The sequence below is a fragment of the Paenisporosarcina quisquiliarum genome, from assembly GCF_027563315.1.
GTDB lineage: Bacteria > Bacillota > Bacilli > Bacillales_A > Planococcaceae > Paenisporosarcina > Paenisporosarcina quisquiliarum.
This window is the reverse complement of the sequence record NZ_JAMKBJ010000016.1, coordinates 14,427-30,430: the sequence shown is the minus strand read 5'-3', so window position 1 is coordinate 30,430 and position 16,004 is coordinate 14,427. Positions and strand designations below refer to the sequence as shown.

General features: G+C 36.9%; 12 protein-coding genes. 9 read left to right on the top strand and 3 right to left on the bottom strand.

Annotation, left to right across the window (positions count from 1 at the left end):
- Positions 1-7 precede the first annotated feature (7 nt).
- From M9R32_RS14410 to M9R32_RS14390, 5 genes are all read left to right on the top strand, one after another.
- The gene (locus M9R32_RS14410; RefSeq protein WP_269927447.1) at positions 8-796 is read left to right on the top strand and encodes an MBL fold metallo-hydrolase; all 789 of its coding nucleotides are present in this window, start codon (positions 8-10) and stop codon (positions 794-796) included.
- A gap of 114 nt (positions 797-910) precedes the next feature.
- Positions 911-2,137, top strand: coding sequence for a S1C family serine protease (locus M9R32_RS14405; RefSeq protein ID WP_269927446.1), 1,227 nt, complete (start codon positions 911-913; stop codon positions 2,135-2,137).
- A 202-nt stretch (positions 2,138-2,339) separates the two neighbouring features.
- A complete protein-coding gene (locus M9R32_RS14400) occupies positions 2,340-2,504 on the top strand; it encodes a CxxH/CxxC protein (protein WP_269927445.1) in 165 nt (54 codons plus the stop codon).
- 90 nt (positions 2,505-2,594) lie between these two features.
- Positions 2,595-3,074: a 23S rRNA (pseudouridine(1915)-N(3))-methyltransferase RlmH gene (rlmH, locus tag M9R32_RS14395; protein ID WP_269927444.1), complete on the top strand. Its 480-nt coding sequence runs from the start codon at positions 2,595-2,597 to the stop codon at positions 3,072-3,074.
- 138 nt (positions 3,075-3,212) lie between these two features.
- Positions 3,213-5,186, top strand: coding sequence for a hypothetical protein (locus tag M9R32_RS14390; RefSeq protein WP_269927443.1), 1,974 nt, complete (start codon positions 3,213-3,215; stop codon positions 5,184-5,186).
- A 602-nt stretch (positions 5,187-5,788) separates the two neighbouring features.
- On the opposite strand, the gene M9R32_RS16115 is transcribed toward M9R32_RS14390, so the two are convergent.
- Positions 5,789-5,971 carry a DUF4230 domain-containing protein gene (locus tag M9R32_RS16115; protein ID WP_418936252.1) on the bottom strand — a complete coding sequence of 61 codons (183 nt, stop codon included), beginning with the start codon at positions 5,969-5,971 and terminating at the stop codon, positions 5,789-5,791.
- Positions 5,972-6,272: 301 nt separating this feature from the next.
- On the opposite strand from M9R32_RS16115, the gene M9R32_RS14385 reads away from it, so the two are divergent.
- From M9R32_RS14385 to M9R32_RS14375, 3 genes are all read left to right on the top strand, one after another.
- Complete coding sequence (locus M9R32_RS14385; protein ID WP_269927442.1) at positions 6,273-7,727, top strand: hypothetical protein; 1,455 nt, start codon at positions 6,273-6,275, stop codon at positions 7,725-7,727.
- An 821-nt stretch (positions 7,728-8,548) separates the two neighbouring features.
- Entirely contained in the window at positions 8,549-10,870 is a 2,322-nt protein-coding gene (locus M9R32_RS14380) for a glycosyltransferase family 2 protein (protein WP_269927441.1), read from the top strand.
- Positions 10,867-12,480: a glycosyl hydrolase family 18 protein gene (locus M9R32_RS14375; RefSeq protein WP_269927440.1), complete on the top strand. Its 1,614-nt coding sequence runs from the start codon at positions 10,867-10,869 to the stop codon at positions 12,478-12,480. Before M9R32_RS14380 ends, M9R32_RS14375 begins: the two co-directional genes overlap by 4 nt.
- A 440-nt stretch (positions 12,481-12,920) precedes the next feature.
- On the opposite strand, the gene M9R32_RS14370 is transcribed toward M9R32_RS14375, so the two are convergent.
- Entirely contained in the window at positions 12,921-13,949 is a 1,029-nt protein-coding gene (locus M9R32_RS14370) for an alpha/beta fold hydrolase (protein ID WP_269927439.1), read from the bottom strand.
- Positions 13,950-14,233: 284 nt separating this feature from the next.
- Positions 14,234-15,001, bottom strand: coding sequence for a DUF4230 domain-containing protein (locus M9R32_RS14365; protein ID WP_269927438.1), 768 nt, complete (start codon positions 14,999-15,001; stop codon positions 14,234-14,236).
- 164 nt (positions 15,002-15,165) lie between these two features.
- On the opposite strand from M9R32_RS14365, the gene M9R32_RS14360 reads away from it, so the two are divergent.
- Complete coding sequence (locus M9R32_RS14360) at positions 15,166-15,984, top strand: bacteriochlorophyll 4-vinyl reductase (protein WP_269927437.1); 819 nt, start codon at positions 15,166-15,168, stop codon at positions 15,982-15,984.
- Positions 15,985-16,004: the final 20 nt, after the last annotated feature.

Genomic DNA, 16,004 nt, shown 5'->3' with positions numbered 1-16,004 from the left:
TTTCATCATGCGTTTTAGTGTTCTAGCAAGCGGCAGTAGCGGAAATGCCATTTACGTTGAAAACGAGGAACATTCATTTTTAGTGGATGCTGGTCTGAGTGGACGTAAAATGGAGGAGTTGTTCGCCTCTGTTGACCGCAGTATGAAAAACTTAAGCGGAATTTTGGTTACGCATGAACATAGTGATCACATAAAAGGGCTTGGCATTCTTGCCCGTAAATATAAAGTACCCATATATGCCAATGCTAAGACTTGGATGGCAATGGAACATCTAGTCGGAAACATTCCGCTTGAGCAACGTTTTCATTTCGATATGGAAAGCGTGAAAACATTCGGCTCACTAGATATTCAATCGTTCGCTGTTTCCCATGATGCTGCAGACCCAATGTTTTACGTCTTTCATGAAAATGGACGTAAACTGGTATTAATCACGGATACAGGATACGTCAGTGACCGGATGAAAGGTTATATTAAAGGTGCGGATTCATTTGTGTTCGAAAGCAATCATGACGTTGGAATGTTACAAATGGGTCGTTACCCTTGGTCCGTTAAGCGCCGTATTTTAAGTGATGTTGGACATGTGTCCAATGAAGATGCAGCTGTTGCAATGAGCGAAGTAGTGGAAGAAAAACCAACACGTATCTATCTTTCACATTTGAGTAAAGATAATAATATGAAAGATCTTGCACGTATGAGTGTTACCCAGACTCTTGAATCGTGCGGCATTGTTACCGGTGAATATTTAAATCTCTTTGATACTGATGCCAATAAAGCAACTGAATTAGTAACGGTCTAACCTCCACATCTGTGGAGGTTTTTATTTTTTGAGCAAGTTTTAAATTCATTTTCATCTAATTTTAATGTTTGAAGGGTAAAGTAAAGATATCAAAAACAGAAAGGGAGATCTTCTATGGGATACTATGATCAAATACCAACGGATCCACAAAAAGAACAACAGACCCGGATTATTAGAAGAGGAAGTAAAGGTGGCTACTTTTTCAGTGGACTGATCGGGGTTATGATTGGGGCATTAATCGTATGGCTGATGCTTCCTTCGCTTGTTGGCATGATGCCTGGTGGAAATGAATCGAGTGGTAATGGTTCACCAGCTGTGTCTTCAACTACTCAACAATTAACTGCGGATATAACGACAGATGTCACAACGGCAGTCGACAAGGCAGCGAACGCCGTTGTTGGCGTAACGAATATTCAATCTACCTCCGATTTCTTGAGACCTTCAAATGAAGGACAAGAAGCTGGAACAGGTTCAGGTGTTATCTATAAAAAATCTGGTGATAAAGCATACGTAGTTACCAACAACCATGTGATTGAAGGTGCGAATCAAATCGAAGTAACATTATCAGATGGAGTAAAAGTAGAAGCAAAACTACTTGGTTCCGATATTTGGACTGATTTGGCCGTCCTTGAAATGGATGCTTCGAAAGTAACCACAATCGCGGAATTCGGAAATTCAGATTCATTGAAACAAGGGGAAACGGTTATTGCAATCGGTAATCCACTTGGTCTTGATTTTTCGGGATCGGTGACAACAGGCGTTGTTTCTGGAAAAGACCGTGCAATTCCAGTTGATTTAAATGGCGACAACCAAATTGATTGGCAAGCAGAAGTATTACAAACGGATGCAGCCATCAATCCGGGAAATAGCGGTGGTGCACTTGTGAATTTAGCAGGCCAATTAATTGGAATCAATTCCATGAAAATTTCCCAAGAAACAGTTGAAGGAATTGGACTTGCGATTCCAATCAATTCTGCCATTCCAGTCATTGAAGATCTGGAACAATACGGAGAAATGAAACGTCCGTCGATGGGCGTAACATTAGTCGATGTGACAAACGTTTCTGCTTACCACCAACGAGATACTCTCCGTTTACCAGAAGAAGTTTCAACAGGCGTGGTCATTGATGAAGTAGTAGAAGATTCAGCAGCGGATAAAGCTGAATTAAAACAATATGATGTCATTGTTGAGATGGATGGAGAAAAAATCGAGAACATGATTGATCTACGTAAACACTTATACAATGAAAAAGAAATCGGTGACGATTTGAAATTGAAAGTATATCGTAAAGGTCAATTGATGGAAGTTACTTTAACATTAGCTGACAATACTGCGCTATAAAATCGATACATTTTTATTGTGGATGACGAAATAGAACTGTGGATAACCATTATTTATTCACAAAACATTTACACAGCGAGTAGAAGGTGCGAATGCCTGCCTTTCCTACTCGCTTTTTGTTTGTTAAAATAGATTGTGGATAAAGTTGTGTGAATTGTGTATAACTTAGTGAATTATTCGAAAATCGAAAGGATGAAGAAAAATGAAAATAAAATGCTGTCAAACCCATATAGAACATGCATTGGACATGTTCGTCGCGGAGCAAAATACCTTTCCGATTTTAACGGAACTCACAGAAGAAGAAAAGATATCCACAATATGCGATTACTGTGATGTCGCTGCAATATATTTAGTGGCGAACGAATGATTGCCTACTATATATAGTTTGACCTTGTGGATATGTGTATAACTTCTGTGGATAGCGTGTTTGTAAATAAAGTGTAAAGGTGGATAACCTGTGAATATAGCAATAATTTCCGTAGGGAAGTTAAAAGAAAAATATTTGAAATTGGGCATTGAAGAATACACAAAACGATTAGGAAGTTATGCAAAAATAGATTTGATTGAAGTATCAGACGAAAAAGCACCAGAAAATTTAAGTGATGCTGACATGGAAATCGTCAAGAAAAAAGAAGGCGAACGCATTTTGGCAAAAATCGGAGCGGACACTTTTGTAATTGCACTAGCAATCGAGGGCAAAATGAAATCGTCTGAACAACTGGCGGATGATTTACAGTCACTCATGACATATGGCCGTAGCAAAATTGCGTTTGTCATCGGTGGATCACTCGGTCTGCATGAAGACGTAATGAAGCGTTCAGATGAAAAGCTGTCATTCTCAAAAATGACATTGCCACATCAATTGATGAAGTTGGTATTGGTAGAGCAAGTGTATCGAGCGTTTCGGATTATTAAGGGTGAGCCGTATCATAAGTAAGTGATAAAAAAGTGGCCAGAGGTCACTTTTTTATATTAAGGAACTATAAAATAGGAATAACAAAAGGTCCATTACGAGAATCATGAAAATTTAGGTAAACAACGAGTAATAAGTATGATGGCACGGAGGTAGACTAAAATGGTTTTAAAAAGTCCAGAAAGATATAACTTTTATAAATTTGAAAACATGATAAGTAAGGATATACAAAAGTTCCTAAGTCATATAGAAGAGATTTTAGAGACTGATGGAATTGACAATGTAATTGGATCATTAAAAACTTCAGGAATAACTATAAATTTGTTTAATGACAAAAAACGAGCAGAAAAAATGAAACTTGTTATTGATTTTATTTTTGAAAAGGTGGAGGTAGAGGGAAAATTAAAAGTTATTAACCTCCTAAAAGAATCTTCTTATTTTAAGAACCTATATGATATTCAAGGTGAATTACGAGAAGAATATTTTAAATCAAGTGGTGCATTAGAGAACAATTTTGAAGTAGTGTCCTATCTAATATCTTTAGAAAAATTTCTAAGAGAATTAAATGGTAAATCTTCTACAATAAAAAATACAGATGAATATGCTAATAGACAAAATATATTTGACTCGGCAATTGAATCGACGGGAATGATATTAAAAAATTTTATTTTTAGTAAAAGACCGTTTAAAGGAAGTTCAAGAAATATCTCTCCTAAAGTTCTTGAAGTATCTGAAAAACATTTAATTTTTAGTAGCTTTTGGAATGAACTAAATGATATTTTGGAGTACTGGAAGTACTCTGATGTTAGAGTTTCAAAGAATGACGAAGGTAAGTTTAAGTTCGAAATTTTAGATGATGAGTTCGAATTAAATAACCATATATCAAATGAACGTTTTTTAAATTTAAGAGAAGGCTGGCAAGCTGAGGAAATAGCAAAAATTAGGAGTGAATATTTTTCGCATAGAGAGAAAGATATAGACAAAATGCTTTCTCAAAGTCACAGTAAACTTAATTATTTATTTTCAACATTATATTTTGGATCTCCACTTTTAGAAGAAAAAATACATGGAATTGAAATTCTGAACTGGATTAATGCTTATCAACTATTAGTTGATGAAAGTAAAAAATTTCTACGGAATCAAAAGAAATTAGAAGCATTAAACGTTGAGAAAGTTTGCCTTAGTAAAAATAGGTTTGAATGGAGGAGATTTTTTAAACAACATGGCTTTTCTAATGAAGAATCAGAAGATATTATTGAACTCTTTACCTTTAAAAATAAGTCACTAGATTTAGTAGATTGTCCATTTATTGAAATAGATGACAAATTAATAATTATACCCTCATTGACTAGTCAAGCTGATGCATCAAGAGCGTTGGCATCTAACTTTTTAAATAGGGATATTAACTTAGATTTTAAAGGAAGAGGATTTGAAGAGAGAACAAAAGCCGGTCTAAATTTAAATGGAATAACAAATGGTGGATTATACAAAAGAATCTATGGTACGGAATATGAGTGTGACATTGCTTTCTTATTAGGTGATGATCTATATTTTGTCGAATGCAAGGCACATGTGCAGCCATTTACCACAAGACAACATGCAAATCATTTGTATAAATTATATAAAGAAACAGATCAAGCAAATAGAATAGCCGATTTTTATCAATCTAATTTGAAATATGTAAGAGAACAATTAAACTTACAAGAAGACTTTAGTCCGAGGAATATTTATAGGATATTATTAACTACGTCTATGATTGGCGCTCCATTGTTAATTAATGGAGTTTATATAATTGATGAATCCTCTTTTACTATGTTTATTGATAGAATACCACCTTCCCTAAAGTACTTTGATAATAAAAATGGGAAGTATGTAAAATACTCAAGTACAAATTTAGATGCTTTTAATGGGCCTTTAACAAGTAGAAAAATGATAGATTTTTTAAACTCCCCTCCTCAGATCAAAATTTTCAGGGATTTTTACAGAAAAATAGAACATTCAGCTGAGTTATGGGATACTTACAGAAATACTAAAGTGAATCAAACAATGCATATGGGTCTTAGTTTATCCGAATCGGATAAGTCTTTAATCCACAAACATTTTGGAAGTATTAATTTAGATATTTTAAATAAATAAGTAAGTAAAAGCAGAGGACTCAACCAGTAATGGTGAGACTCACCTTTTTTATTAAGTGGCACCTAAATATAGGACTTTAACATCTATATTTTTATAGGGTATGTAGAAACATTTATTTGTACAAAACCACCAGTTTACATGGTGAGGTGAGCCATATCATAAGTAAGTGAGGATTTTGGAAGGGCACTATCTCTATATATAAATAATGCGCTTAAATAATGTGTTAGAAACATTTCTAATGTGAATAAGAGTTACAATTTTATAAATGTTTGGGTTCGGACATAATCAACTGCAAATAGTGAAGAAGTCAATTTTGTTATGCTCGTTTAAACCTTTCTCTATTTTTAAGAAGGATTATGTTGCTATGAAATGAGTGGAAGATTCTAGTATTTTGACGTTCTGTAACAGAAGCAGCAAATTTAAACCGATACTTGTCTGATCTGAACCTATAATAAAATCAAATAAGGTTATTTTCTTATATGATGACATTTATAAGTTGTTCAAAAGATGAGTTATAGTTTTCATATAGACAAAAAAAGCACCCTCCAATTTTAAGGATGGTGCTGCTTTACTCTGATTTGCTGGATCAGGAATAAAATATTTTATTCCTCAAATGTGATATGTACGGTATAATCCATATTCTTAAAAAATTCCGTTAAAACTTTTTCAGCGTTATCCTCTGCGGTTGTTAATAACCCATTAGAAGTAACTTCTTTACTGATTTTCTTTTGCGCATTTGCGACAAAATCAATCACTTCATCTTGATCTAGTTCCCCATTAAAGATACTACCAGTATTTCGTTTGTTTCAGGTATACCTGGTGGTTTGGCGATGGCCGCTACCATTAACCTCACTTAGAGATAATAGGGAGAGCCGTATCATAAGTAAATGAGGGTTTAAAATTTGCAATAAACCTGGCTAATAGCTATTAGCCAGGTTTATTTTTTATGTGTAAATAAATGGTATAATATAAAAAATATTCGGGATGGGAAGTAAACCAGACAGTGTAAAAGCCTCTAAATAAATCCTGAATCGATCGTCAAGGCATCGGTAGTAGCAAAAAATTTAGTAAAGTATGGAGAATATCATGAGTATAATAAAAAACTTATTGACCTTTGGGGCCTATGGACGAATTGAAGATTCGATGAAAGAGTACAACAAAGTCAAAAATCGATATAATTCTAGATTGCATGAGATGAAGTCAAAAAGTCACGAAGTGAACGCTGTATTAGAAGCAGTAGTACGAGTGAAGGTTGAAGCCCTAAACAATCTTAATTCATTTAATGAATTCTCAGTAGATAATATTGAAGGCTCATTATCTAACTCACATAAATTCAAATCACCATACTTCAGACAGATAAACCAAACTTTGCAAAACGGTCAACTGGCTTTGACAGCAACAGCTGGTGCTGTTGTTGGGACGACAGCGGGAGTTGGAACTGCTCTTGCTACTTGGGGATTAGTCTCGACGTTTGGAGCAGCGTCCACAGGCACTGCCATATCGACTCTTTCAGGCGTAGCAGCAACAAATGCAACCTTAGCTTTACTGGGGGGTGGAGCAGTAGCAACTGGTGGTGGAGGAATAATAGCAGGTGCCACATTACTTGGGGGGATTGTGGCAATTCCAGCTCTGGTAGCATTAGGGGTTTTTAGTCACTTCAGCGCCAAAAAGAAAGTTGCGGAAATAGAATCTGCAATTCGTAAGATGGAAAGACAGATGTATACAATTGAAAAAAACATAATTCGGTTAAAAGAAATTAAGAAAAGGTCAAATAAATTGATCCGATTAATCAAGAGGAAATCTAAAAACTTAAAGTATGAGTTAAACATCTCAACCCGAATTATTGATGGAGAGATGAAAAAGTTTACTAGTTTTTATCATCAAATAAGGAGGGTCATTCTCAGAAGAAATACCTTAAAGTTAGCAAGTGAGGTTTCAGTATTAATCGAAACACCGATTTTTAATGAGGATACTGAAAAAGTTCTTATAAATAAAGTAGCTAGTAGAATTAAAGGGCCCTTTTATAAAATGTTAGCGGGTTTTATTATAATGCTTGCTGTTTATATTTTCGCTATGCCATATCTTAAAAACACATCGATTCATTCAATTTCACAAATTAATTGGGTTAACAACCTCACTGATAATGTGAAAGAAGTAGTAAATTTTATTGATAAAAAGAAAAATGGAAATCTAACATCTACTAATAATATCAACGAGCCAGAGGAAGAAATAAATCATCAGCTTATAGAAGACAATGTTGTTTCCATTATTGTTACAAAAAATTATGGTGAAACAGAAATTTTAAATGTTGAATTAATTTTTATCCCAGGGGAAACTATGAATGAGGTTTTGCAAAAACATAAAGATGAATTAGAACTTGAAGTAAAAGATAATCGTATTTTTTCTATCAAAGGTGTAAAGCATAATCTAAATGGTAGTGAACGCTGGTTGGCTCAAATTACTGATGTTGATGGTTTTCCTGTAGATTCCATTTCATCTGAACTTAAAAATGGTGACGTTATTGAATTAGACTTACATTGAATTAAAAAGAATATGAGCTTACTCTGAAAATACAAGTGAATGGTCAAAATGTGAAAGTCTTTCTTCGTAGGCTGGTCGAAATTAAAAAAGATAAAGATTTAAAAACCTCATTTAGATATGTTACGGGGAACCGTATCATAAATAAGTGCGGTTTTTATAGGAGCAGCCATTCAATATAAAAAATTGAATGGCTTATTTTATAGTGAAAGTTGTTTTTTGGCAAAGCTTAGATTTGATAAAAGTTGTTCTAAAATAATGATATTGATGAATAACTGAGAGTTGTTGGAAATTAGTTTGCCTAATCATACATATATAATTTTTTAATATATAGAAGGATTTACATTAGAAGAAAATGTGTCTAAAAATAAAGGTTTTCAGACGAGTTCCCTTTAAAATAGGTGGCATGTTGTCATTATTGCATAATAAGCAATACACCCATACTCCATTATTAAATAAAAGTTTAAGTATAGAGAAAACTATAACAGCATTTGAAAAACAGTAGGAAATCTAGCTTGATGGACTATCTGGAAGACATTTAAGTGAAAATATAAAACGAGATTTACATGATTTTATTGATGATAACAGCAATTTAATATTACAGAGAAACGTACCGCAAAATAGACGGAATTCTTGTTCATAATAACGCATGTGGCGTGGAAAATAGCTACGCATACGTTGTAAAGTAAAACCGTAACTTATTCTCAAAATATAGAATATAATTAGGACCTTTTTAATAATATTAACAATCAAGACAACCTATAGCCGTCGAGCTTATAACAGTCTTGGTATGGAATAATATTAAAGGAGGTCTGACTAATAATATGGTACGTTCTAGGGGCACTAGTAAACTAAAACGGAAACGGCAGTGGGGCACGGAACGTCACACAACACCCTTGTCCATTATTCATGACATGCCGTCTACCAAGAAAATGGTATATGGCGGACTAGCTATAATCATGACTATCGTATTCTGGTGTGCTTATGTAGTAATGACAATTATTAAGGAGTATTTCAATGGTCCGAATACGTATCAATTCGTAATGGAGTCTTTCGGATATCTGATTATTTTTACGCTTCTAGTCTTTTCAGCCCTAATGTATCTTGTAGCTCGACAGGGTGCATTGCAGCGATTTAGTAAACATGTACGTATACCTCGAGCTGATATTGATAAATACTTTGAGAAGAATCAACCGAAAATCACTGTATTGATACCGTCTTACGATGAAGAACCGGAAGTTGTTCGAAAAACTCTGTTATCAGCTGCTCTACAGGAGTATCCTCATATTCGAATTGTTCTCCTTTTGGATGATGCCCCGTACCCTAAAGACCCAGTGGCTTCAGCTCGACTCAACGCTACTCGGCAGTTGGCAAAAGATACGAATGATTTATTTGCTGCTCCCCGTCAACTATTTGAGTCCAAACTTACAGAATACCTTAGCGAACTGGACTCGTCATCGCAAAGCAGACTGAAGTTTTCGAAGGAACTGGCTGAACACTATGCTTGGGCGGCCAATTGGTTAGATCAGTTGGTCAAGAAGGAAGAGAGTGGTGACCATGTTGGAGAATTTTTTACAAATGAAGTGGTTGGTGGTTTATCAAGGGAGTTGCGATTAGTTCATGAAGCGTTACTTGCTTCCTACAACGAAAAGGTGTGTCTTCCCTCTGATAGGATCAATCAACTCTATCAACGTTTGACATGGATATTCAATATGGAAGTGGCTGTTTTCGAACGGAAAAAGTTTCCTTCTTTATCACATGAACCTAACAAAGCCATGAATCTTAATTCCTATATCGGACTTATGGGCCGCACTTTTAATCAAGTACAAACGCCAGATGGTCCTATACTGGTCTCCGCTACCGAAGATCGGAACGGGGAGAGTATTACATTTCCGGATAGCGAATTTGTACTTACATTAGATGCAGATTCCATACTACGTCCCGGTTATTGTCTACGCTTGGTCTATTTCTTACAGCAACCAGAAAATGCACGTGTTGCGGTTGTTCAGACACCGTATTCTTCATTCCGTGGAGCCGCTACTCGCATCGAGCGGATTGCTGGAGCTACAACAGACATCCAACATATTTTGCACCAGGGCATGACGTACTATAACGCAACATTCTGGGTCGGAGCCAATGCTATTATACGGAAATCTGCATTGGAAGACATAGGTGAGACAGAAATGGTGGGTAACTTTGAAATACGAAGGTATATTCAGGACCGCACTGTTATCGAAGATACGGAATCTAGTGTCGATCTAGCTAGACATGGTTGGACGCTTAGTAACTACCCTGAACGTCTGAGCTACAGTGCAACTCCGCCTGATTTTGGTTCACTTATTGTACAAAGACGTCGATGGGCGAATGGTGGCCTTATCATCTTGCCGAAGTTGTGGTCTTTAGTTCGAAACCGTAAAAGTCAAGGAAACGTAGTATCGAAGACTGAGGTATTACTTCGTTTAAACTATCTGGCCTCCATTTCATGGGCAAGCTTTGGGTTATTAATTATGTTAGCGTACCCGATAGATGGGCGTCTCCTGAGTTCATTTGTCCTTTTTGGGGCGTTACCATACTTCTTAGTAATGTCTAGTGATCTGAAATATTGTAACTATAAGCGGAGTGATGTTTTTAGGATTTATGGTTTCAATTTAATACTGTTACCCGTGAATTTAGCTGGCGTGCTAACATCAATACAGCAGGCACTAAGTACCCGAAAAATTCCATTTGCTCGAACTCCTAAAATTAAGGACCGTACAGTATCGCCAATGCTATACGTTATTTCACCACTTCTCATTATTGGTGTTTCACTATTTATTTTCTGGCGTGGCATTGTGTTGGAAAACTGGGGAAATGCTGCTTTTGCAGCGTTCAATATAATCACAGCCACATGGGCTGTATTGGAATTTATCGGTATTAAAAATACAGTTGTTGACATTTTTCTCGGTATCAAAAATTGGTTATATGTTCCGGTAAAGAAAAAACATACAAATCAGGAGACGGAGCATATAGAAAGTCTGGACTGGCAAGCAATTCTTTATCATGGTGATTCCGAGGTGCGTATGTCTAATCATATCTCCAATCATACGCCGAATCAGATTGCTGCCATAACACCACAAATAGCAGAAAAAGAAGTGATACATTCATGACCAAAAACGAGAAGGAACTAGTACAGGAACGGCGATTATCGCCATTACGTTTAATACTTCTACTCATGTTTATTGCCGTTCTTACTTTGGGTGGTATTATCAGTGCAACCGGGAAGATGGGGAATTTTGGGTTCTCTCGGGCTGCAGTGCTAAATCAATGGTTTGCACCCTATGTTGACGTTACTGCTACCCCAATGTTTATGTTCCAGAATCTAGGGTCCACCGAGCATAAGGATGTTGTTCTCGCATTTATTGTTTCTGATCCAACCAATTCTTGTACACCATCCTGGGGTGGTGCTTACACATTAGATCAAGCTAGTGAAGAGCTCGATTTAGATCGACGCATTGCTCGATTACAACAACAGGGGGGGAGTGTCGCCGTTTCTTTCGGGGGTGTAAGAAACAATGAACTGGCAGTCGAGTGTACAGACACGGATAAACTCTTATCTGCATACGAATTGATTGTTGACAGATATAATTTGAATACAATTGACTTGGATCTTGAAAATTCTGGACTTACAGATACTGATGCTGGCAGCCGGCGTGCTGAAGTAATTGCCAAACTTCAGTCAGAAAGACGGGCAGTTGGCAAGCAACTAGCAGTATGGGTGACATTGCCTGTCACACCCCAAGGTTTGAGTCAGGATGGTACGAATGCTGTTGAACTACTGCTTAAGCATGGCGTCGACTTGGCAGGAATAAACGTGATGACGATGGATTACGGCGCAAGTCTAACGTCTGCTTATACGATGCTAACTGCTTCAGAAAGCGCGTTAATTCAAACCCATCGACAACTCAAGATAATTTACAAACAAGCAGGTATCTATTTAAGTGATGAAACCTTATGGTCGAAGATTGGTGCAACACCTATGATCGGTCAAAATGATTTTAGAAATGAAGTTTTTACCTTGGATGACGCATATGCCCTAAACAAGTTTGCTCTTACTCATGGTATTGGCAGGATGTCCATGTGGTCAGTTAATCGGGATATTATGTGTGGAAGTAACTATATTGATGTGGGTATAGTTTCAGACGCTTGTAGCGGTCTGCAACAATCGCAGTTCGGCTTTTCTGAATTACTTGGTTCAGATTTTAAAGGGAATATCGATAGGAGTGCTGGTATCATAACAACATCCAATAAAGAGTTAGCTAGTCAGCAACAGGAACCAGATGACCCGGAGACAAGCCCCTATCAAATATGGTCATCCACGGACACTTACCTTGAAGGTGAGAAAGTCGTTTGGCACCATTACGTCTATGAGGCAAAGTGGTGGACAGTAGGTGATCTTCCTGACGATCCGGTTCTTCAGTCATGGGAAACGCCATGGAATCTCATAGGTCCAGTATTGCCTGGTGAAAAACCGATTCCACAGCCTACATTACCGAAAGATACCTATCCTACTTGGTTAGAAACCGCTAAATATGAAGCCGGTCAACGGGTATTCTTCGAAGGGGTGCCTTATCAAGCCAAATGGATGAATGAGGGTGAAAGCCCCGCTTCAGTATTAACCGATTCTGAAAGCTCAGCATGGATGCCACTTACACAGGCCCAGATAAAAGTGGAAATATCAAAGCTAAAGGAAAAGGCAAAGGCAAAGGGAGGAAAGTAGTTACCAAGGGCTGACTGACACTGCAACCAATTAAGTTACAGGTAGAATCCCTAAAGGTTCATACAATCGATGAAGAGACAATCCAAGAGGTCATGATAAAGTTTGCTGGAATAGTTTTTACTAGTCTTGCAAATTTAGTACTAGATTTACTAGCTGATATGAATAAGGATAACAATGATTTTAATACAAGTGTGTATATAAACCGCACTTACATCAGATACGGTGAGCCTTATCACAAATAGTGGTTAAGCAGAGAGTTTAAGTTGTGATTGATAAAGAGTGGCTAGGAAGAAACTTTAAAAGAGTGCATATGTATATAAAAGATCTCCTGTTGGAAGCAAATACAGAAAAGAATTACCAATTCTATTTGAATGGTAATTCTTTTTTATAAATAATTATTTATTCTTTTTATCTCTATCTTGCATTTTTCTAACAGAAAGTTAATCTGATGCCACAGTTACTTCAATTTTTTGTTCTAGAGTGGATTCGGCAAGGGTTCGACCATTGCGAGATCGAACCTGTTCAACAACGTGTTGAACGGCCTCAACAACCAATTCTGGTCGTGGCATTTGCAGGCTGTGACCTTTACGATCACTCGTCTTATGAATATTGTTGGTTGAACGAGAAGCAAGTTCCCGCTGGATCTCTGTCCAATGAGCACCGAACCCTGGATTGTTTACAACAGCAATGGGCAGGTCGCCAAACTGAGGTATTGTTTTACTGTTCTTTAATCGTCTTGCTGCTTCCTCCAGATGTGCTATTGCCTCTTTAAACTCTACTCCAGCAGCACTTCCGGCAAAGGTTCGATAAACGATTCCCTTCCATTGCTTGTATTCTTCGGGGGGGAGTTGCTGTTGGTAATATTTACGTTCATGGGCAAACATGGGAATCATTCCTGTTATGTTGCCAAGAAATCGAGGAATGCCAAAAGGAGACAGGCCTCTTAGGATTTTGAGCATTACGCCAATTGCGGCAAAACCTTGCTTGAACTTGGTATCATCTTTCAGAAACTCATGCGTCGAGTCCAGGAAAACGAATCCAGCTACCTTGTTTGGGTATTCCAAAGCATAGAGCCGGGCAATTATTCCACCAAGGGAATGGCCAACAAGGATATATGGTCCCGGGTTTCCAGTCTTGCTCAACAAATTGTTCAGTTCTTGGACCGTATGATGTGGTGTTGGTGCGGGACCAAGGTCGCTCGAACCCATACCTACGCGATCATAAGAAATAACGCGGCTAAACTTCGTTAATTCTTTGCGAATATGTATCCATGAATACGAGCTGTCGCCAGCGCCATGAATCAGAACAATTGTGGCTTCGCCTTGGCCGCAGTCGGTTACATGCATACTATAGTCGCCGACATCAATCATCTTACCAGTTTTAGGACTTTTGGCATCAATTTTCCGAGAAAGCTGTTCATAAACTAATCCTAGAAATAGTAAAATCACTACTAAAACAAAAAATATCATCTCTTCACCTTCTTGTAACTACTATTTGTATTATTTTAAATATAGCTTTGGAGATGGCAACCCACAATAATTATTTTGATCAACTTTAGGATGTACTTTTAATTCGTCCCAGAATATGATGTCGTGAATATTCATAGTGAAAATCCGGATGATGCGTTCCCTTATAATCTACAACTTTATAACCAGTAACGGACGTGTCATATGATTTTATAATGCAAACAGCACCAACCAGTACTTTAGGTGGGTGCTGTTTTGATGAGGAGATTTTAATAATATCGATTTGGTTATTTATAAGTAATATTTACTTTGTAACCCATATTCTTAAAAAATTGAGTTAGTGCCTTGTCTGCATTTTTTTCAGCAGTTGTTAATAAACCGGCAGAAATAACTTCTTTTTTAACTTTTTGTTGCGCAGAATCCGCTAGTTCAAAACCTTCATTCCAATCAACTTCATCATTGAAAATCCCACCATCAACGTATGTTGTAATTTTGTCCATTTGAAGTGAAGGTTCTTGAATAAGTTTTGCGTGAGGTAGAGTAATATCAATCTCTTTCGTTTCTTCGCTAATCTTCATATCGTCTTCCGTAACCTCTTTCAAATCAACACCTGCGAGTACCGTTGCAGGAACAATGAGCAATATTTCACGTTTAGTGCCAGGTATAGGTAAAGGAATTTTCTTACCAAAAATTTTGTTGTCTTCAATATTAAGCACGGTCTTTGTTTGAGCTTCAGCTGTTGCTAAAGTGGATAACTCCTGTACATGTTCCACAAAAGTTACAGAACTTTTTTTAAAAACATTACCATTAATTAGCCAAATAGCTCCAAAACCGAGTACGAATAGTACAAGTATAATAATTAGAATATTTTTAAATCCAAAGAATAATGATGACAATTTAAATCCATTTTCATATCTTGCATAAGGGCTTGAACGATAACTTTCTGCAAGAGTTGCAGCATTTTGTTGATTGGATTCTGTCAATTCAATAATTATTTTTTCCAAATGAGCAATTCGTTCGTCTTTACTTTTTAATAGGTCATCGTTTTTATCCATTATCTCACCGTTTCTATTAGATAGTTTATAACGCAATATGTAAGTTATTTTCATATGAGGAGTTATTTAATTATAGCAAAAGAATTCATTTGAAAATATACCCAATGGATAATATTTGCAGTGATAATGGTATAATATGAAAAATATTGTTAAATGAGGTGTTCATGTTGGCAAACGAATCTACCGTACTCGAAGTTGTACTTTCGAATGTCGTGAAGTTACCAGGTGTTAAAGTGGATCGAAGAGAGTTTTTAGCGAAGAGTTTTTCGAAACATTTATCGCCTGAGGAACTTGCCGAGCTGATTGAAAAAGGTCCTGGACAGGCAAATATTGATAAACAGATCTTAAACAATATTGCCAAAAAAGTGATTTCTGATCGGACAATGCAAAGTTCAAGTCTTTCGTTTGCTACGGGCATCCCAGGTGGTTTAGCGATGGCTGCGACGATTCCAGCAGATACTGCGCAGTTTTTTGCCATGGCTTTACGACTTTCTCAAGAGCTCGGCTACATTTATGGCTATGATGATTTTTGGGATGGCGAAGAAATGAATGCCGAAAATGTGAGCGGCGATTTAATTTTGTTTTTAGGTGTCATGTTTGGCGTTGGCGGAGCAACTGCCACAATCAAAGCTTTATCATCACAGTTGGCGAAACAAGCGTTAAAGAAGATCCCGAACAAAGCTTTAATGAAGACTGTCTACTATCCGATCATTAAAAAGACATTAGAGTTCATTGGCTTAAAGGTTTCTAAAAATTCATTTGCCAAAGGCGTTTCCAAAGCGATTCCGTTGGTAGGCGGGATTGTATCTGGTGGGTTAACATATGCATCCATGACCAAGATGGGAAAACGACTGGCCAAAGCACTGGAAGAAAACATCGATCTTACCCCAGAGCAAATCAGACAAAGTTTTGAGGAATTGAGGAAAAACAATCCAGAAATCATTGATGTGGAGTTTGAGGAAATAATGAAGGAAAAAGTATAAGTAGAAATCCGAGCACTAGT